This window comes from Sinorhizobium sp. CB7 (assembly GCF_041357635.1).
Lineage (GTDB): Bacteria > Pseudomonadota > Alphaproteobacteria > Rhizobiales > Rhizobiaceae > Rhizobium.
In genome coordinates this window covers 79541-98220 of the sequence record NZ_JAULLL010000004.1, presented here as the reverse complement: position 1 = coordinate 98220, position 18680 = coordinate 79541, and the positions used below count along the sequence as shown (strand labels likewise).

Here is an 18680-nt window from a genome sequence, read left to right as displayed (position 1 = left end):
TGAGGGTTCTCACGTGAATATGCTTATCTATCTCATCCCGATCGCGCTGTTCATGGGAGCCTTGGGTCTTGCCGCCTTTCTCTGGTCTTTGAAGAGCGGACAATATGATGATCTCGAAGGAGCCGCCTGGCGGATCCTGGACGATGACGCGGAGGGGACGACAGCCGAGCGGGCTCGCGAGAACAAACGCCAGTAAAGAGGCGCGCGCTGGTGATCCCATGCGGATCGGCAAGGCTGGACATGAATATTGTCGCGCTCGAAGGCGACCGCGTGGCTTAGAGCGGTTCAGCTTTTCAGGGAATCTCAGAACTGCTCTAACCTCTTGTTTTTATGCAGTTCCGAACGGAAAACCGCCGCGCACTCTTCCTAGAATTGTTCTAAGACACTCGTTTATCCAGCCGCATCCGCTCCATGATGTGCCGGCCGGAGCCTTCGACATGGCGGCCAATAGCACGCGCCGCACCGTCCGCATCCTGCGCTTTGATACAGGCAATCAGCTCGCGATGTTCTTCCAGAACGTTCGACTGGCGACTGAGTGACGTCGGAAAGCCTCGGCTGATCGCCCAAAGTATCTGGCGATGGCGCACCCACAGATCGACGGCATGGCGATTGTAATGCCGGTCGTACATCAATTGATGAAACTGCAGGTCGAGATTGGAATGCTTCATCTCGTCGGCAAAGTTCAGCTGCTCGATCTCTGCCTGTATACGCTCCAACTCCTCGACATCAGCCTTGGTGGCAATTCCGACAAACCAACGCGTTAGAGCGGGCTCGATCAAGACTTCGATCTCGCAGATATCACGCACGAATTCCTCGTCAATCGGACGTACTCGAGCGCCCCGATTGGGGGTCATGACGACGAAGCCCTCGCCTCGCAGCTGCTGCAACGCTTCGCGCACCGGGTTCGTGGATGTGCCCATGCGGCTTGCGAGCTCCGCCACCTTCAGCCGTTCATTGGCCTTCACACGACCGTGGATGATGTCGTCGCGCAGCCGCTCATAGATCGAAGAACCAGCATCCTCCGTCAGCACATCATGCTCGGAGACAGGCTGTATGGTGCTTATCGTGTTCATAAGCTTGCTTTTAATGCACTTTCCGGGGGTTTGCCAAGAGTAAAACATTTCATTTGATACATTCGTGTTGACAAATAATGTACGATCTGGAAGCTTTCGTGCAATACGAGGGCCGGATGGTACTCGGTTCAGGGATGAAAATCCGGCGGAGAGGGCCGGCTATCGGAGGAGAGAATATGGGTTACCAGCACATGCTGCGCGGCCTCGTCCTGTCGACGGGGCTTTTGACGACCATGCTCGTCGGGACGATGGTTCCCGCTTGGGCGACTGACTACAAAGAGGCGCCGATGCTCGACGAGCAGGTCAAGAGCGGTAAGCTGCCCGCCGTCGCAGACCGTCTTCCGGAGCATCCCTATGTCGAGACCATGGTCGATGGGATCGGAAAATATGGCGGCACGCTGCGCACCACGATTCTCGCCAACGGCGACCAGTACAACCTGACCCGCACGATCGCCAACGAGCTTCTCGTCCGCTGGGATCCGGCATGGCAGAAGGTCGTTCCGTCACTCGCCGAGGAGTTCAAGGCCTCCGACGATGCAACGACCTACACCTTCAAGCTCCGCAAGGGGCTCAAGTGGAGCGACGGCCAGCCCTTTACGGCAGACGACATCATGTTCTGGTACGAAGACGTATTCATGAACGACGCGCTTTCGCCTGCCAAGAACCCGACCTTCACGGTCGCCGGCAAGCCGGTCAAGGTGCGCAAGATCGACGATCTGACCGTCGAGTTCAAGTTCGATTCTCCCTACGGCCTCTTCCTGCAGCAGCTGGCCTATGGCCAGGGGCATCTGCCGGTCATCTATCCGAAGCACTATCTCAGCCAGTTCCATGAGAAGTATAACAGGGACGGCATTCCGGCGCTGCTGAAGGCCAATCCTGCCGCAGGCGACTGGGTCGCACTCTTCAACTCGAAGGTTTCGCTGACCTTCCAGCCGCCCTACTGGCAGAACCTCGACCTGCCGACCATGAACCCGTGGATCCTGACGGTGCCCTATGCCGACAGCGATCGTGTCGTGGCGACCCGCAATCCCTATTATTGGAAGGTCGATCCGGACGGCAATCAGCTGCCCTATATCGACGGCATCACCTGGGCGAAGCTAGACGATCCGCAGCTGATGGCGCTGAAGATGACCTCCGGCGAATTCGACTTTGCCTTCCGTCACATCAATAACGCGACCTTCAAATCGGTGCTTTTCGACGGCCAGGAAACCGGCAACTATCGCTTCGTCGATGTGAAGGACCTGCCAGCCAACGACGCCGTCATCCTGCTCAACCTCAACTCGACCGACGATGTGAAGCGCAAGCTCTTCCAGAACAAGGATTTCCGCATCGCGCTCAGCCACGCCATCAACCGTCAGGAGATCATCGATCTGGTCTATGTCGGCCAGGGCGCACCGGCTCAGGTCGCAACCCAGCCCGAACATGAGCTCTTCAACGAGCGCGAGGCAACGCAGTACACCGAATTCGATCCCAAGCTCTCCAACGAGATGCTCGACAAGATCATGCCGAAAAAGGATGCCGAAGGCTTCCGCCTCGATGAGACGGGCAAGCGCTTCACCATAAACTTCATGGTCGCCGACGTCTTCGGACTCTCCTATCCTGACGTCATGCAGATGGTTCAGAAATACGCCAAGGATGTCGGCATCGACATCCAGCTGCGGACGACTGACCGCGCCCGCCTGAACACGATGTGGGCGGCCAATGAGCAGGATGCCTATATCTGGAACTGCGTCGGCGGCCTGTCGGAAGTCTATACCGACCCTCGCTGCTACATGCCCTTCCAGAAGGCCGACATCTTCTTCGCGATGCGCTGGAGCGAATGGTATTCGAACCATGCGACGGGCGAAGAGCCGCCGGAACAGATCAAGGCGTTGATGGCCGCCTATGACAAGGTCAACGCCGCCGTCACAAATGACGACCGCCGCGACCGGATGAAGGAATTCCTGAACCTTTCCGCCGACAACTTCCTCAACATCGGTATCTCGCGCCCCATGCCGAAATACATGATGGTGTCGAAGAACCTGAAGAACGTGGTCAACGGCATTCCGATCACCGGAAACCTCTGGCATCCGGCACCGACGCTGACCCAGTGGTACTTCGACAAGCCGGCTAACTAAGATCCTCCCTGGACCGGCGGGGAAGTTCCTCCCCGCCGGTCCGTCCCTTCGATCCGATCGAGCGGCCAATCCCATGCTCCGATATATCGCCAAACGGCTGGTGTTCGCGATACCGACGCTTTTTGCCGTTTCCATCATCGCATTCATGATCATCCAGCTTCCGCCGGGCGACTATCTCACTACGCTCATGGCCGATTGGGCGAGCCAGGGCGGTGCGGTGGAAGAGGGCACCGTTGCCGCGATGCGCGAGCGATACGGCCTCGATCAGCCGATCTATTTCCAGTACTACAAGTGGATCGCTGGCATTCTGATGCATGGCGATTTCGGCATCTCCTTCGAACTCGGCAAGCCCGTCACCGAGTTGATCTGGAGCCGCCTCGGTTTCTCGCTGCTCCTGTCATTCCTGACGCTCTGCTTCGTCTGGGCGGTGGCGATCCCGATCGGCATCCTGTCGGCGGTGCGGCAATATTCGATCTCCGACTATTCGGCGACCTTCCTCGCATTCTTCTTCCTCGCCGTGCCCGATTTTCTGATGGCGCTTTCGGCGATGTACGTCATGTCCGCCTATTTCGGCCAAAGCGTCGGCGGCCTCTTCTCGCCCGCCTATGTCGATGCGCCCTGGAGCTTCGGCAAGCTCCTCGATTTTGCCCAGCACGTCTGGCTGCCGGTGATCGTTATCGGCCTCGGTTCGCTCGCTGCTCTCGTCCGCATTATGCGTGCCAACCTGCTTGACGAGCTGTCGAAGCCCTATGTGACGACGGCACGCGCCAAGGGCATGTCCGAGTTCGAGCTTTTGATCCGCTATCCGGTGCGCCTGGCATTGAACCCGTTGATCTCGACGCTCGGCTGGATCCTGCCTGCAGTGATCTCGGGCGAGATCATCGTTTCGGTGGTCATGAGCCTGCCGACGACGGGGCCCTTGCTGTTGCGCGCACTGCTCGCCCAGGACATGTATCTAGCCGGTTCGCTGATCCTTCTGATCTCCGTGCTGACGATCATCGGCACGCTGATTTCCGACATCCTGCTCGCCATCACTGACCCGCGGATCCGGTTCCAATGACAGATATTACCCATCTCCCGCCGGAATCCGGCCCGTCGCTCGATCTTCACGGCAAGGACATTGCCGTTGCCGGCCAATGGCAGCTCTTCTGGCTGAAGTTCAAGAAGCACAAGATCGCATTGGCGAGCCTTGTCGTCATCGTCTTCATGTACCTCGTCGCTGCCTTTGCCGATTTCATCGCGCCCTTCGATCCGAATGCCACGAATGCGCGGTTCACCTATGCACCGCCTCAGGGGCTCTCGTTGATCCTCGACGGCTCCTTCCGACCGCATGTGAATCAGCTCAAGATGACGCTGAACACCGAATCCATGCGGCGCGAATTCACGCCGGATCCGGCAAAGCCCATTTCCGTCGGCTTCCTTGTTCCAGCGCCCCAGCCCTATTACCTGCTCGGCTTTATCCCGATGCAGACCAAGCTTTTCGGCCTGGCGAATCCCATGCCGGGCGACAGCCTATATATTTTCGGCGCCGACCGCCTCGGCCGCGATATCTTCTCGCGCGTCGTCCATGGCGCCAAAATCTCGCTTTCGATCGGTCTCGTCGGCGTCTTCATGAGCCTTCTGCTCGGCGTGACGATCGGCGGCATTTCGGGCTTCTTCGGCGGCTGGATCGATCTCGGCATCCAGCGCGTGATCGAGCTTTTGCGCTCCATCCCGACCATTCCGCTCTGGATGGGTCTTGCCGCAGCCATTCCCATCGGCTGGCCGCCGCTTCGTACCTATTTCGTCATCACCCTGATCGTCTCGCTCATCGGCTGGACGAGCCTGGCGCGCGAGGTGCGCGGCAAGTTCCTGTCGTTGCGAAACGAAGATTTCGTGATCGCCGCCCGGCTCGACGGCATGAGCGAGATCGGCATCATCTTCCACCATCTGGTGCCGTCCTTCATGAGCCACATTATCGCGACGCTGACGCTTGCGATCCCCTCGATGATCCTTGCGGAGACGGCATTGTCCTTCCTCGGCATCGGCCTGCAGCCGCCGATCATTTCCTGGGGTGTGCTCCTGCAGGAGGCGCAGAACATCCGCGCGGTTGCCCAGGCCCCGTGGCTGCTGTTCACGCCGGCTGCTGCCATCGTCATCTCGGTGCTTTCCCTCAACTTCCTCGGCGACGGTCTTCGCGATGCCGCAGATCCCTACGAGTCCGTTTCATGACCATCCCTGACGACACGATCCTGAAGGTCGATAATCTCAAGACCTATTTTCCGACCCGCACCGGCCTCTTCAAGGCTGTCGATGGCGTCTCCTTCGAGCTGAAGCGCGGCAAGACCCTCTGCGTCGTCGGCGAGTCCGGCTCCGGCAAATCCGTGACGGCGCGCTCCATCCTGCAGATCGTCGACCGGCCCGGCCGGATCGAGGGCGGCTCGATCGTTCTGACGCGGGCCGACCGATCCTCGACCGATCTCGCCAAGCTTGATCCGCGCGGCAAGGAGATCCGCAGCGTGCGCGGCAAGGAGATCGCCATGATCTTCCAGGAACCGATGAGCTCGCTGTCGCCGGTTCACCGCATCGGCACACAGATCGGCGAGGCCCTGCGCATCCATTTTGGTACGCCGAAGAAGGAGCAGCGCGAACGTGTGCTGGAACTGCTGCGGCAGGTGGAAATCCCGCGGCCGGAAACCGCGATCGACCGCTACACGTTCGAGTTCTCCGGCGGTATGCGGCAACGGGTGATGATCGCCATGGCGCTCGCCTGCAACCCGTCCGTCCTGATCGCCGACGAGCCGACCACGGCGCTCGACGTGACGACCCAGGCTGAAATTCTCGACCTCATCCGTAAGCTGCAGAAGAGCCACGGCATGGCCGTGCTTTTCATCACCCATGACATGGGGGTCGTTGCCGAGATCGCCGACGAGGTGCTTGTCATGTATCGCGGCAAGGTGATGGAGAAGGGGCCGGTCGACCAGATCTTCCACGCCCCGCAGGATGACTATACGCGCCGGCTGATCGGCTCGGTCGTGAAGCTGGAACGCAAGGCGGAAGTGCGCCTGTCGCGGCCGCAGATTTCGGCGGAGGCGCTGCCGCTTCTGGAGGTCAAGAACCTTTCGCTGACTTTCCCCTCAGGCCTGAAGGCCGTCGATGATGTTTCCCTGATTGTCCGCCCCGGCGAGACGCTCGGCATTGTCGGAGAATCGGGCTCCGGCAAGACGACGATGGGGCGCTGCCTGCTGCGCATCTATGATCCGCAACTGGGCGCCATGGATTATCGCCGCAGGGACGGCAGCACGGTCGATCTGCGCACGACGGACAGGGCGACGCTGAAAGATGTGCGCCGCGATATCCGCATGATCTTCCAGGATCCGGTGGGTTCGCTCAGCCCGCGCAAGACTGTCGGGCAGATCATTGCCGAACCGCTGAAGCTTGCGGGAATGAGAGCTAGGCCACTCGACGACCGGGTGTCCGAGCTCATGCAACAGGTCGGCCTCGAGCCCGCCTGGCGCGAGCGCTATCCCCACGCTTTTTCGGGCGGCCAGCGCCAGCGCATCGGGATTGCCCGCGCGATTGCCGTCAAGCCGCGGTTGATCATCGCCGACGAGGCGACCTCGGCGCTCGACGTGTCGCTGCGTTCGCAGATGCTGGACCTAATGATGAAACTGCAGGACGAGCTTGGTCTTTCCTACGTCTTCATCTCCCACGACATGTCGGTCATCCGCTACATGTGCGATCGCGTCGCCGTGATGTATCGCGGCAAGATCGTCGAGGCCGGCGAGACCGATCAGGTCGTCAATAATCCCGCGCATGACTATACGCGCGCACTCCTGTCGGCCATTCCGCATCCCGACCCACGCGACCGGCGCATTCACAATCGCTTCCGCTACGACCCCACACGCACTGTTTCAGCCAACGGATAAGCCATGAAAATTACCGACGTCAAAATCATTGTCTGCTCGCCGGGGCGCAACTTCGTCACCGTCAAGATTTTCACCGATGAAGGGCTGACCGGTGTGGGCGATGCTACGCTGAACGGCCGTGAAAAGGCGGTCGTCGCCTATCTGCAGGACCATCTCGCTCCCCTGCTGATCGGCCGCGATCCAGGCCGTATCGAGGATATCTGGCAGTATTTCTACAAGGGCGCCTATTGGCGCCGCGGTCCCGTGACGATGGCGGCCATTGCCGGCATCGATACTGCGCTTTGGGACATCAAGGCCAAGGCGGCCAATATGCCGCTTTACCAGCTCCTCGGCGGCGCAAGCCGGGAGAAGGTGCTCTGCTATACCCATGCCCAAGGCCGCGACATCGCCGAGGCCGTCGACGCGGTCGGCAAGCGCATTGATCAGGGATACAAGGCGATCCGCGCCCAGGTCGGCATTCCCGGCCTTCCGGATGTCTACGGGACCGGCAACAAGGCGGTTACCAACAATGCCGACGACGATGCCTTCCCGCACGAGGAAACCTGGTCCACATCGAAGTATCTGCGCCACATCCCGAAGCTCTTCGAGGCGCTGCGCCAGACGCATGGCTGGGACATCGAATTGCTGCATGACACCCACCATCGCCTGACGCCGATCGAGGCCGCCCGTCTCGGCAAGGATCTGGAATTCGCCCGGCCCTTCTGGCTGGAGGATACGGTTGCTGCCGAACATCAGGAAGGCTTCCGCCTCATCCGCAAGCATACGACGACGCCGCTTGCCGTCGGCGAGGTCTTCAACACGATCTGGGACGCGCGCCTGCTCATGGAGGAGCAGCTCATCGACTATATCCGAATGACGACTGTCCATGCGGGTGGCGTCACGCCCATGCGGCGCATCATGGATTACGCCGGCGTATACAATGTCCGCACCGCCTGCCATGGCGCGATGGACATGTCGCCGATCTGCCTCGGCGCCAACCTGCATCTCGACCTCTGGGTGCCGAACTTCGGCATTCAGGAATATTCGGGCTATCTGCCGGAAATCTGCGAGGTCTTCCCGAGCGCCTGGAGCCTGAAGGACGGCTATCTGCATCCGGGCGAAACGATCGGCCACGGCGTCGACATCGATGAGAAGCTTGCGGAGAAATATCCGTATCAGCGTGCCTATCTGCCGGTAAACCGTCTCGAAGACGGCACCCTCTGGCATTGGTGACGGGGAAGAAGATGAAGATCACAGCAATCAAGAGCTATGCCGTCAAGGTTGGCATCCGCAACCAGCTTCTGGTGAAGGTCGAGACGGACGAGGGCATTTTCGGCTGGGGCGAAAGCGGCCTTTCAGGCCGGGAAAAGGCTGTCGTCGGAGCCCTGGAGCATTACGCCGAATTCCTGCGTGGACGCGATCCGTTCAAGATCGGCGCCCTCTGGCAGGAAATGTACCGCAGCCAGTACTTCGAAGGCGGCCGCGTGCTGCAGGCGGCGATCTCCGCCATCGATATCGCGCTCCACGACATCAAGGGCAAGGCGCTCGGCGTGCCGGTCCATGAGCTGCTCGGCGGCAAGCAGCGCGATCGCATCCCGACTTTCGCAACGACATTCGCCGAGCCCGGCCCTGCCATGATCGAGCAGGCGCAGATGCTCCTCGAGCACGGATGGACGGCCATGCGCCTTTCGCCCTCCGGCCACGAGCACAAGGACGTCTACGAGCCACGGGAACACATCGCCACGACCGCGAAATGGTGCGTGAAAGCGCGAGAAGCGCTGGGCGACGATGTCGTTCTCGGCATCGACTATCACCACCGCCTGACCGTCGCCGAGGCGGCGAGCTTTTGCCAGAAGATGCCGAAGGGCACGCTCGACTTCGTTGAGGAGCCGATCCGCGATGAATCGCCTGGCGCCTACGAGGCGCTGCGCCGCATGACGGATGTTCCCTTTGCGATCGGCGAGGAGTTTTCCTCGAAGTGGCAGTTCCAGCCCTACATCGAGCGCGATATCCATCAGTTCAACCGCCTGGACGTCTGCAACGTCGGCGGATTGACGGAATCGATGAAGGTCGCGGCATGGAGCGAAACGCATTACGTAGACATGATGCCGCATAACCCGCTGGGACCGGTCTGCACCGCGGCGACCATTCATTTCTCGGCGGCGGTTGCAAATTTTGCCTGGCTGGAAACCCGCGCTAGCCCTGCCGAGACCCATCTCGGTTTCGACAATTCGGATTTCTTCCCAGTCCAGCCGCGGCTCGAAGGCGCGTATTACCCCGTTTCCGACGCACCTGGCCTTGGCATTGAGGTGAATGAGGAACTGATTGCAAGGCAAAGTTTTGAGTATTGGGAAGCGCCGCACCTGAAACGCCGCGACGGCTCGGTGACGAACTGGTGAACCATTGGGCTAGATCAGGATGAATTCAGGCCGAATCGGCCTGAATTCTGCCCGTGATCAGGCCCAAAGCGCATGCGGAAATCTTGGCCGCCGACCAAATGTTGTGTATTTTATGTAGATACGCCTGCTGCGTGCTGCCAACGCGGTCCCAGCATCGCACAACCCGATATGTAGATTCAGCCTGAGTTTATGGGGATGTTGAAATCGACTACGGGCCTCGCCAGAGCATTTGCGCGCTTGGGTTGGATTGGCTTCTGGATGCAGATTGCCATTGGTGCGATTGCTATCGCGCTGACAGTATACATTTTCGTACTGGATCGAGATCCAAGCTTGGCAACACGTGGTGGCTTGGCGCTTGTCAAATACCTGACTGCCGCAAGTTTGCTTGTACTGGTGTTTACGACGATCTGGTCGTACCGGTACACAATGCTTGCGGCACGTATTGCTGACCCCGATCGCCGCCCCCCTGCATCTGCCGTTCGACGGACTGCGGGGGTGGGGGTTGCCGCAGGCATGCTTGGCCTTGTTATCTCGATGCTGATCATGTCGTTCGAGGTAATACAGCTCTTTCTTCATTTTCTGCGTGCACCCAAAGCGGGCGTCCCCGTCGTCCAGACCACGGGCGGCCCGGCCAGTTGGGTATCTGCCGGCGATATCCTGAATTTGGCGATCATCATTCTCATGACTTTAGTTGAGGTCATTGTGCTTGTGCTCAGCCTTTGGCTGCTATTCCGCGCGTCGACCGCTTCAGAAGAATATCCTCACGCTCACGATTTGGCGTGATGCGAAGCGACCTCTCGTGCGCGCGAACTTCACCGTTCGTATTCGGCATCAAACTCCGCCCCAATCAGAATGTTGATTGAGGAGAGCCACATCCAAAGGAGCAGGGTATCGACGGCGGCAAGCGTGCCAAATGTCCGGTTATAGTCCCCGAAATGTGCCAAAAAGGTTGAAAACAGAAATGATCCGATTAGCCAGGCTGAACTGGCAAGCAGAGAACCAGGACTGATCCATCTCCAATGAGGATCCTTTCGACTTGGGCCAAATCGATAGAGAATTGCTAAGCACATCAATAATATCATGAAAAGGACAGGCCATCGCCCGACCCAGAGCAGGATCGAGCCTGTCGTATCAAGATTGTCAAAGTCGAATACGAGCGGGACAGCGGCGACGCCTAATATTGAAATTAGCAGAAATAACAACAATCCGATCGTGAAGATGATTGAAGTCGTATTCAATTGAAGGGTAGTTCGGCTTTCAATCTCGCCATAGGCAACATTCAAGCCTTCGAACAGGGCCTTCATACCCCTGTTTGCGCTCCAAAGCGCTGTCAATATGGATATGAGAAGTGCGAAGCTAAGTGATGCCTCAGTTCCGCTGCGCTCAATCCTGTTGCGTAAGAATTCGACCCCAGCGGTCGGCAAGGCTCCGCCGACATCCGCTAATAGCTCAGTCAAAAATTGGGAATCTGCCATCAGCCCGTAGATCGACACGACTGCCGCTATGGTTGGGAAGAGTGCCAGCAATCCATAGAATGTAACGCCCGCAGCCACAGACAAGATGCGATCAGCGCGAATTCCCGCGTAGGTTTGCCTTAGAATCGAGCGCCACCTCGCAGCTGATACTCTCTTTGACCTGTAAGTTTCCGACGCTTTCCTTGATCGCTGCGTCCTGTAGTCTTCTCCATTTTTGACGGGTATGCCTCTATCGAACCGGCTCGCAGTCAAGTAAGCCGCGATTCCTACGGTCACCGCGAAAGATAAGTCGTCAAAGACTGATCGAGGACGCATAGTATGGCTCCCAGCTAACAAGCCGCTATGTATTATGCGCAAAACGCCACAGCGACCTTGTGCATCTTATAAGACGCACTGCGCTGGAGGACGCTACACTGTCTGCGTCGAAGGGGACCATGCGTGGATCAACCAGGCCAGCCCATGGGAAATGAGATCAATGCCCAGCAGAAGTCCGAGCACCCAAAGGCTGGTTGCCGGCCATCCTGTGATAATGACAAGACCCGCCAGAACGCCGAATAGTCCCGAAATGAGCATCAGCCAACCGCCCTCGCTCCAGTGCCTGAAGGCAAGAATGATCCGGACGAGGCCTGACGCCAGGAACGCCAGTCCGAAAGCGGCGGTAAGGATCAGGGCACCCGAAATGGGTTGGTTCACCACCATGAAACCGAAGATGATGTACAGGATTCCCAGCACGAGCTGCCAGATGAAGCCGCCCCATCCCTTCGTCCAGAAGGCATGAATGATTTCGAATGCGCCAACGACAATCGCTGTAAAGCCGATGAACAGCGTACTGACGAGCGTGGCCAGCGCGATATCGCCGAGGACGAATAAACCCCCAAGGATCATGACGATCCCAAGCAGGACACGAAGCCAGGTGGGCGGTACGTAGAGTGTCGATGGTGGTCCAGAATTGTAGGTGGTCATGTTTTCCTCCTCAGTTGAAGTCCAGATCTTCCATCGGACGCGGCCATCTGCGCCCGGTATGATTTGCCTCCAAGCCGGACAGCTGCGGAAGGTCCGCAGGCCGAGTTCACGGCGGGCGCCCATGCATCGCGATTCCATTTTTGCTTGCGGTCCCTGCGTCCTTGCCGCGTCAGCACGACCGCGCGCGAGGAAGATTCTATGTCCGCCTTTTGCAGATGAGATGAGCCTGGAGTCTCACCGCTGTGCACTACGTCGCTATTTGAGGATACAGCGAGAACACTGGCCCCGCGCCGCTCCGGACCAACTGTGGATCTACAGGGAGTTACATTGCGCGCAAGGGAGACTTGCCAACAGCTGGAAGCACCGACTCTGGCGCGCCCTTGATCACGACGGCTGTGTTATCGATGAAAGCGTGCGGAAGCTCCGTCATCGGAAAGCCGCGCACATTTCTGCGCGGCATGCTCTAGAAATTAGAAAGAGCCTCGATATCATTGATCCTGATGTTCCGACCGTTTACCGAAACGCCTCGATCTCTCAGTGCGGAGAAGGCTCTTGAAAGGGCCTCGGGCGCAAGACCGAGCTTGGAGGCCAGCAGACTTTTCTGGAATGGCAACCGAATTGCGCCGTCGCCGCCCTCGGTGGCACTTCTCTCCAGGAGATAGGCCGCAAGCTTTTGCGGCCCTGTGAGAGCACGGTCATTGGCGACGCAATCCATCAGCTCAAGAAGATGACGCGACATGACTTTCATGATCACCTTGTCGATGCTGGGATGCTTCGTTGCGAGATTGCGAACGGCGGCAATGTCGAAGCGCGCAACCTTGGTCTTGTCGACCGCCTGCGCGCTATGGCGATAGGTGCTGTCGACGGCCAGCATGCATTCGGCGAAGACGTCGCCAGCTTCGTATATTCTGATGTCCGCAGTGCGGCCTGATTGGGCACGCTTGAATAAACGAACGTAGCCGGAGAGGAGGCAGTAGAAAAACCTGGCCTGCTGCCCCTCCAGAAAGATCGTCTCCAGCGGTTCGAACGTAACCAATTCCGCCGAAGCGACAAGATCGTTTGCCGCGTCCGAACTTATGCTGGCCATGAGATCGGACCGCATAAGCATAGTGGGCTCAAAACCATGCTGTGTGTGCGTTTGATTGGTCATTTTTCACAAATAACAGGTCGTGGCCTCATCCGGCTTGATCTCGATCAAACGTAACCATTCGCATATTATTGTGTGCGTAGGTTCGAACGCACCGCTTCTATTTTCATGCATGTCGTTGCCGCAAAAACCACTGCACACATTTGCGACATGCATCAGCTCGCGTGGAGGTCGCTGGGCTGCCGCAGGAGCGCGCGCATTCGCTCGATGATGTCCTCAAGGATGGTTATGCGGCCTGTGCCGGACGGGCGCACTGCGAAATACGAGACTTCGATCGAAGGGCGGAAGGGCACTGCCACGATATCCGCTCCCGCCGCCCGAATGGTCGTTTGATCGACGATCCCCACGCCCATTCCGGAGGCGGCAAAGTAGCAGCAGTTCAGCATGGAAGTCTCCATCGTGCTCGCCGGCGATTGTTCCTCGCTGGCAAAGGCGCGATCGAGAGCCAGCCTGAGCGGAGAATTGCGGCCGGGGATCAAGACCCTGTCATCAAAGAGGTCGGCCGGAGTGACCACGTCTCGCGACGCAAGCGGGTGATCAGGCGCCATCGCAGCCACGGCCTGAGAACTGTGCAGAAGAACCGCATTCTTGTCGGCCATGCGCGGTGAATTGAATACAAAACCGAGATCATATCGGTTGTTTTCGACCATATCCCAGATGTGCCGGCTGTTTTCGACGTCGATTACAAGCGGCAAATCCAGCCTGTTCCCGACAACGTCGATAATCGCCTGGTGGAGATAGGGCCTGACCAGCGACGTGACACTGCCAATGCGCAAAACGATATTCTTATGCTGGCGGATGTCGTCGGCGGCCTGAGCAATCTGGTCGAGGCCGAGATAAAGGCGTTCCACCTCGCGAAAGAGCTGGCTTGCTTCGGGGGTAGGGACAAGACGCGTGCCTTGTCTCTCGAAGAGGGGAACACGCACTGCTTCTTCGAGATCCCGGATCAGTCGGCTGACCGCGGGCTGGGTGACATTCATCGCCTCGGCCGCGGCGGTAATACCTCCCGCCATCATCACACTTCGGAAGGCCTCGACCTGGCGTGGTTTCAGACGCATTTCAAATTGCCTCCATAACATTCAGGCATGAATGGAATACCAAATGCAATTTTTCTTTCATATTGGGAAGGGCTAGTTTCCGGCCCATGATCCGCAGGCAATGCGGACTACGGAACACTGGAGGAGCTCCAAATCATGAGATTACTTGCTTTTGCGGCCGCCGTCGCCGCGTCTGTCGCCGCCCTGCCATCCATGTCATCCGCACGGGACCTCACCGTCGGGCTTGCGGCCATGACGACGTCGATGGATCCGCAGTTCTATGTGGTCGGTCCTAACAGCGCCATGGCGCGCAACATTTTCGACGGGCTCGTCAATCAGAATTCCAAGCAGCAGATCGAACCGGCGCTCGCAGAATCCTGGAAGGTGGTCGACGATACGACCTGGGAGTTCAAGCTGCGGCCGAAGGTCAAGTTCCATGACGGCAGCGACTTTACGGCGGACGATGTGGTCGCCAGCATCAAGCGCATCCCCTTGGCCTCGACCAACAGCCCGAGCTCGTTTGCCGCCTATGTGAAGGCGATCACCGAAGTGACGGCCGTCGATCCGCTGACGGTCCGCATCAAGACATCAGGCCCGACCCCGCTCCTGCTCAACAATCTGAGCCGCATCGCAATCCTGCCGGCCGAGATGGAAACGACGCCCACGGCGGAACTGAATTCCGGAAAGGGCGTCATTGGCACCGGCCCCTACAAGTTCGTATCCTGGACCCCGGATGACAATGTCGTTCTGCAGGCCAACGACGCCTATTGGGGCAAAAAGGCCCCCTGGGACCGCGTGACCTTCCGCGTCTTCAAGAATGCCGGCGCGCGCGTGGCCGCCATCCTTTCGGGCGATGTCGACATGATCGAGACCATCCCGACAGCCGATACGCGCAATCTTGAGGTCTCCCTCAAGGTGGTCAACGTTACCAGCAACCGTATCATGTACCTGCATATGGACCAGGCCCGCGAGGAATCGCCCTTTGCCACGGGTCCGGACGGCAAGAACCCGCTGCTGAAGCCCGAAGTGCGCCGTGCACTTTCGCTGTCCATCAATCGCGAGGCACTGGTCGGCCGTATCATGGATGGGCAGGGCGTTCCCGCCGGTCAGGTCGTGCCGGAAGGATATTTCGGCTACGATCCGACCATCAAGGTCGATCCTTACGATCCGAACAAGGCCAAGGAGCTGCTGGCCGATGCGGGCTATCCGGACGGCTTTTCACTGACCTTCCATGCCTCGAACGACCGCTATCCGAACGACTCCAAGGTCGCGCAGGCGATCGGCCAGTTCTTCAGCCGTGTCGGGGTCGAAACCGAAGTCGTCACACTTCCGGGCAGCGTCTACTTCACCCGCGCCTCGGCGCTCGAATTCAGCTTCATCATGGGTGGCGCCGCCGTCGAAACCGGGGAAGCCTCGGGTGTGCTCGGTCCAATTCTCGAAACCTTTGGCGAGAAGGCCGGGCAGGGCAATCGCGGCCGTTATTCCAATCCGGAATTCGACAAGACATTGAACGAGGCCCGCGGCACGCTCGACGATGGAAAGCGTGAAGAGCTTCTCAGGAAGGCTACCGAAATTGCGATGAACGATCTCGGCGTCATTCCGCTCTTCTATCTTGCCAATACATGGGCGACCAAAAAGGACATCACCTATGAGGGACGCTCCGACGGCTACACCCTTCCCTACTACGTGAAGCCGAACTGACCGGGAGCCAGGGAGGGTCGGCCATGTCCTTCAGCGGTGTGTTTCCTTACCTCGTCTCGCCGATCGATCAGTCCGGCGCGGTCATGGAAGGCGTGCTCGGCGATCTGGTCGAGCATCTGATCGCGGCCGGTGTTCATGGGCTTACGCCTCTCGGCAGCACAGGAGAGTTCGCCTATCTGACCCAGGAACAGCGCCGCCGGGTCGTGGACACGGTCATCGCGGCCACTGGCGGCCGCGTGCCGGTGGTGGCGGGCGTGGCCTCGACCTCGACGAGCGATGCCGTCGCACAGACCGAATACATGGTCGAAGCCGGGGCAGACGGTATTCTCGCGATTCTGGAAGCGTACTTCCCGATCGGCGACGAGGGGGTCGAAGCCTATTTCACTGCAATCGCCAAGGCTGCGAAAGGACGGCCGGTCGTTCTCTACACCAACCCCCAGTTCCAGCGCTCGGATCTGACGCTGCCGGTGATCGAGCGGCTGAGTCACGTTGAGAACATCCGCTACATCAAGGATGCGTCCACCAATACGGGGCGTCTCTTGTCCATCATCGAGCGGACCCGCGGCCGGATGGAGGTGTTTGCCGCCTCCGCCCATATTCCGGTTTGCGTGATGATGATCGGCGGGGTCGGCTGGATGGCCGGTCCCGCCTGCATCGTGCCCCGTCAAAGCATTGCGCTCTATGAAGCGGCGAAGGCTGGCAACTGGTCTCAGGCCATGGAACTGCAGCGTCCTCTTTGGCGCGTCAACGAGATCTTTGCGAAATATTCGATCGCCGCCTGCATCAAGACGGCCCTCGATCTTGAAGGCTTCCCGGTCGGCGCACCCATGGCGCCGCAACTGCCACTCGGCGAGGCCGCCCGTGCGGAAATCGCCGCCATCCTGCGCGACGTCGGCGCGCTGTGACCGGCTCATTATTTGATCGAACATCACAGGTAATTTCAGAATGACCGTACTTCCGATCATCATCGACTGCGACCCGGGAATCGACGACACGATCGCTCTGCTCGCAGCCTTCGTCTCGCCGGAACTTGATATCCTCGGCATCACCCCGGTCTGCGGCAATCTGCCTCTGGAGCGGACAGTGCGAAATGCCCTGCAGGTCTGCGAACTCGGCGGGCGTACGGACATTCCCGTCTATGCCGGCTGTTTCAGGCCAATGTTCCGGGAACCGATCTACGGTCAGTTCCATGGCAAGAGCGGGCTTGGAAATACCTCGCTGCCGGAGCCGAAGAAAACAGCAGAAGCCTTGTCCGCAGTCGATTTTCTGATCGAGACGCTGAGCCGGGCAGCCGGAAGCGGCAAGCGCATCACGATCTGCTGTCTCGGGCCGATGACCAATCTCGCCGTCGCGCTCAGGATGAAGCCGCAGTGCGCGCTCGGCATCGAGCGCATTGTGATGATGGGTGGTGCGTACCGCGAAGCCGGCAATCGCACCATGACGTCGGAATTCAATGTCCTGGCGGATCCACACGCCGCCCACATCATCTTTTCAAGCGGCATTCCGATCGTCGCGCTTGCGCTCGATGCCACCCATCAGGTCATGCTCAAGCCGGAGCATGTCACGCGGTTTTCGAGTGTCAGCGGGCGCATTTCACAGACGCTTTCCGAATTGATGGCATTCTGGGATCGCAACGATCCCCAGCGCTACGGATCGCGCGGCGGGCCCCTGCACGACCCGCTGGTCATCGCCTATCTGCTGGCACCCGGCCTCTTCGAAACGCAGCGCGCCCGCATCTTCGTCGAGTACGAGAGCGAATTGTGCATGGGGCAGACCATCGCCGACTGGTACGGCAAGAGCGGCCTGGAGCCCAATGCGGATATTGTGACCAAGGTGAATGCAGGCGGCGTCATCGACCTCTTCCTTGAACGGCTCTCGCGCTATGCCGAAAAGGCCAGCGCATGAGCAGGCACAGGATCATCATCGATGCGGATCCAGGCGTTGACGACGCCGCCGCCATCCTGATGGCGCTGGCATCCCCGGAAATCGATGTGCTCGGCCTGTCCGTCGTCGCTGGCAACGTCTCTCTTGCGGACACGGTCGCGAATGCCTGCAAGATCGTTGGCCTCTCCGGGCGGCGGGATGTGCGTGTCCATGCGGGCGCGCCCGGACCGCTGGTCAGGAACCAGGTTTTCGGGAAATATGCACAGATAGGCTCCTTCAGCGATCAGTTGGTGGACCCGACCGATATAAGACCAGCGGAGGAGCATGCCGTACATTTCCTGGTCCGCATGGCTCGGGAGGCTGCGCAAAAGGGAGATCCGATCACCATATGCGCGATCGGCCCGCTTACGAACCTCGCACTTGCACTGATCCAGCACCCGGACGTTGCGCGCGGTATCCGCCAGATCGTGTCGATGGGCGGGGCGTTCACAGCGCTTGGCCATCGCACGCCATGGGCCGAGTTCAACATCTACGCCGATCCTCATGCGGCCGAGATCGTCTACAGCTCGGGCATACCGATCGTGGTCATGCCCCTCGACATGACCTTCCAGGCGCTTTTCACGAAGCAGCACTTCCAGGTTTTCCAGGAAAAGGGCGGCCAGGCGGGCAGGGCGCTCTTCAATCTTCTTTCGGCATTCGATCGCAGCGACGTCGATCGGTTCGGGCGGCCGGGCGGGCCGATCCACGACGCCTCGACGATTGCCTGGCTGATCCGGCCGGATTTGTTCGGCAGCCGCAAGGCCGCCATCGGCGTGCAGGTGACCGGCCTGACCATGGGTCATACTTACGCCGATTTCTACAAGAAGACGGACCGCGTCGCCAATGCCACCGTCGTCACTGATGTCGACGAAACGGGTTTCATCGATTTGCTCATCGAGCGGATTGCGACCTATGGCCGTGCCGGGCTCGGTTCGAAATCGCTGGGAGGCTGATATCT

At 59.3% G+C, this 18680-nt stretch carries 17 protein-coding genes; 12 read left to right on the top strand and 5 right to left on the bottom strand.

What is annotated here, in order from left to right; translation table 11 throughout:
• Positions 1–13 precede the first annotated feature (13 nt).
• The gene (ccoS, locus tag AAE029_RS09535) at positions 14–196 is read left to right on the top strand and encodes a cbb3-type cytochrome oxidase assembly protein CcoS (RefSeq protein WP_371072591.1); all 183 of its coding nucleotides are present in this window, start codon (positions 14–16) and stop codon (positions 194–196) included.
• Positions 197–377: 181 nt separating this feature from the next.
• On the opposite strand, the gene AAE029_RS09530 is transcribed toward ccoS, so the two are convergent.
• A complete protein-coding gene (locus AAE029_RS09530) occupies positions 378–1073 on the bottom strand; it encodes a GntR family transcriptional regulator (protein ID WP_371072590.1) in 696 nt (231 codons plus the stop codon).
• Positions 1074–1249: 176 nt separating this feature from the next.
• Here AAE029_RS09530 and AAE029_RS09525 point away from each other — a divergent pair, with 176 nt between their 5' ends.
• From AAE029_RS09525 to AAE029_RS09495, 7 genes are all read left to right on the top strand, one after another.
• Positions 1250–3190: an ABC transporter substrate-binding protein gene (locus tag AAE029_RS09525; protein WP_371072589.1), complete on the top strand. Its 1941-nt coding sequence runs from the start codon at positions 1250–1252 to the stop codon at positions 3188–3190.
• Between the two features lie 73 nt (positions 3191–3263).
• The gene (locus AAE029_RS09520) at positions 3264–4250 is read left to right on the top strand and encodes an ABC transporter permease (protein ID WP_371072588.1); all 987 of its coding nucleotides are present in this window, start codon (positions 3264–3266) and stop codon (positions 4248–4250) included.
• Positions 4247–5401 carry an ABC transporter permease gene (locus tag AAE029_RS09515; RefSeq protein ID WP_371072587.1) on the top strand — a complete coding sequence of 385 codons (1155 nt, stop codon included), beginning with the start codon at positions 4247–4249 and terminating at the stop codon, positions 5399–5401. The genes AAE029_RS09520 and AAE029_RS09515 overlap by 4 nt, the downstream gene beginning before the upstream one ends.
• Entirely contained in the window at positions 5398–7098 is a 1701-nt protein-coding gene (locus AAE029_RS09510; RefSeq protein WP_371072586.1) for an ABC transporter ATP-binding protein, read from the top strand. Before AAE029_RS09515 ends, AAE029_RS09510 begins: the two co-directional genes overlap by 4 nt.
• A gap of 3 nt (positions 7099–7101) precedes the next feature.
• Positions 7102–8310: a D-mannonate dehydratase ManD gene (gene manD / locus AAE029_RS09505; RefSeq protein WP_371072585.1), complete on the top strand. Its 1209-nt coding sequence runs from the start codon at positions 7102–7104 to the stop codon at positions 8308–8310.
• An 11-nt stretch (positions 8311–8321) separates the two neighbouring features.
• On the top strand, positions 8322–9476 hold the full coding sequence (locus tag AAE029_RS09500) for a mandelate racemase/muconate lactonizing enzyme family protein (RefSeq protein WP_371072584.1): 1155 nt from the start codon (positions 8322–8324) through the stop codon (positions 9474–9476).
• 195 nt (positions 9477–9671) lie between these two features.
• On the top strand, positions 9672–10259 hold the full coding sequence (locus tag AAE029_RS09495) for a DUF3611 family protein (RefSeq protein ID WP_371072583.1): 588 nt from the start codon (positions 9672–9674) through the stop codon (positions 10257–10259).
• 29 nt (positions 10260–10288) lie between these two features.
• Here AAE029_RS09495 and AAE029_RS09490 read toward each other — a convergent pair whose 3' ends face one another.
• The 4 genes from AAE029_RS09490 to AAE029_RS09475 form a co-directional block, all read right to left on the bottom strand.
• Positions 10289–11266 carry a YihY/virulence factor BrkB family protein gene (locus AAE029_RS09490; RefSeq protein WP_371072582.1) on the bottom strand — a complete coding sequence of 326 codons (978 nt, stop codon included), beginning with the start codon at positions 11264–11266 and terminating at the stop codon, positions 10289–10291.
• Positions 11267–11359: 93 nt separating this feature from the next.
• On the bottom strand, positions 11360–11914 hold the full coding sequence (locus AAE029_RS09485) for an HdeD family acid-resistance protein (protein ID WP_371072581.1): 555 nt from the start codon (positions 11912–11914) through the stop codon (positions 11360–11362).
• 463 nt (positions 11915–12377) lie between these two features.
• Positions 12378–13001 carry a Crp/Fnr family transcriptional regulator gene (locus tag AAE029_RS09480; RefSeq protein WP_371072580.1) on the bottom strand — a complete coding sequence of 208 codons (624 nt, stop codon included), beginning with the start codon at positions 12999–13001 and terminating at the stop codon, positions 12378–12380.
• A 215-nt stretch (positions 13002–13216) separates the two neighbouring features.
• Positions 13217–14119 (bottom strand): LysR family transcriptional regulator, encoded by a 903-nt coding sequence (locus AAE029_RS09475; protein WP_371072579.1) that lies wholly within the window; start codon positions 14117–14119, stop codon positions 13217–13219.
• 135 nt (positions 14120–14254) lie between these two features.
• On the opposite strand from AAE029_RS09475, the gene AAE029_RS09470 reads away from it, so the two are divergent.
• Genes AAE029_RS09470 through AAE029_RS09455 form a run of 4 tightly spaced genes read left to right on the top strand, consistent with a single transcriptional unit; the run spans position 14255 to position 18675 of the window.
• The gene (locus AAE029_RS09470; RefSeq protein ID WP_371072578.1) at positions 14255–15799 is read left to right on the top strand and encodes an ABC transporter substrate-binding protein; all 1545 of its coding nucleotides are present in this window, start codon (positions 14255–14257) and stop codon (positions 15797–15799) included.
• Between the two features lie 23 nt (positions 15800–15822).
• Positions 15823–16704: a dihydrodipicolinate synthase family protein gene (locus AAE029_RS09465; protein ID WP_371072577.1), complete on the top strand. Its 882-nt coding sequence runs from the start codon at positions 15823–15825 to the stop codon at positions 16702–16704.
• A 40-nt stretch (positions 16705–16744) separates the two neighbouring features.
• Entirely contained in the window at positions 16745–17704 is a 960-nt protein-coding gene (locus AAE029_RS09460; RefSeq protein WP_371072576.1) for a nucleoside hydrolase, read from the top strand.
• Positions 17701–18675, top strand: a complete 975-nt coding sequence (locus AAE029_RS09455; protein WP_371072575.1) for a nucleoside hydrolase — start codon at positions 17701–17703, stop codon at positions 18673–18675. The genes AAE029_RS09460 and AAE029_RS09455 overlap by 4 nt, the downstream gene beginning before the upstream one ends.
• Positions 18676–18680 lie beyond the last annotated feature (5 nt).

Excerpts from the sequence above, each read along its gene's own strand:
- AAE029_RS09510 (WP_371072586.1), top strand. The coding sequence starts at position 5,398 with ATGACCATCCCTGACGACACGATCCTGAAGGTCGATAATCTCAAGACC.
- AAE029_RS09465 (WP_371072577.1), top strand. The coding sequence starts at position 15,823 with ATGTCCTTCAGCGGTGTGTTTCCTTACCTCGTCTCGCCGATCGATCAG.
- AAE029_RS09520 (WP_371072588.1), top strand. The coding sequence starts at position 3,264 with ATGCTCCGATATATCGCCAAACGGCTGGTGTTCGCGATACCGACGCTT.
- AAE029_RS09495 (WP_371072583.1), top strand. The coding sequence starts at position 9,672 with ATGTTGAAATCGACTACGGGCCTCGCCAGAGCATTTGCGCGCTTGGGT.
- AAE029_RS09470 (WP_371072578.1), top strand. The coding sequence starts at position 14,255 with ATGAGATTACTTGCTTTTGCGGCCGCCGTCGCCGCGTCTGTCGCCGCC.
- AAE029_RS09525 (WP_371072589.1), top strand. The coding sequence starts at position 1,250 with ATGGGTTACCAGCACATGCTGCGCGGCCTCGTCCTGTCGACGGGGCTT.
- AAE029_RS09475 (WP_371072579.1), bottom strand. The coding sequence starts at position 14,119 with ATGCGTCTGAAACCACGCCAGGTCGAGGCCTTCCGAAGTGTGATGATG.
- AAE029_RS09500 (WP_371072584.1), top strand. The coding sequence starts at position 8,322 with ATGAAGATCACAGCAATCAAGAGCTATGCCGTCAAGGTTGGCATCCGC.
- manD (WP_371072585.1), top strand. The coding sequence starts at position 7,102 with ATGAAAATTACCGACGTCAAAATCATTGTCTGCTCGCCGGGGCGCAAC.
- AAE029_RS09515 (WP_371072587.1), top strand. The coding sequence starts at position 4,247 with ATGACAGATATTACCCATCTCCCGCCGGAATCCGGCCCGTCGCTCGAT.
- AAE029_RS09530 (WP_371072590.1), bottom strand. The coding sequence starts at position 1,073 with ATGAACACGATAAGCACCATACAGCCTGTCTCCGAGCATGATGTGCTG.
- AAE029_RS09480 (WP_371072580.1), bottom strand. The coding sequence starts at position 13,001 with ATGGCCAGCATAAGTTCGGACGCGGCAAACGATCTTGTCGCTTCGGCG.
- AAE029_RS09490 (WP_371072582.1), bottom strand. The coding sequence starts at position 11,266 with ATGCGTCCTCGATCAGTCTTTGACGACTTATCTTTCGCGGTGACCGTA.
- AAE029_RS09485 (WP_371072581.1), bottom strand. The coding sequence starts at position 11,914 with ATGACCACCTACAATTCTGGACCACCATCGACACTCTACGTACCGCCC.
- AAE029_RS09460 (WP_371072576.1), top strand. The coding sequence starts at position 16,745 with ATGACCGTACTTCCGATCATCATCGACTGCGACCCGGGAATCGACGAC.
- AAE029_RS09455 (WP_371072575.1), top strand. The coding sequence starts at position 17,701 with ATGAGCAGGCACAGGATCATCATCGATGCGGATCCAGGCGTTGACGAC.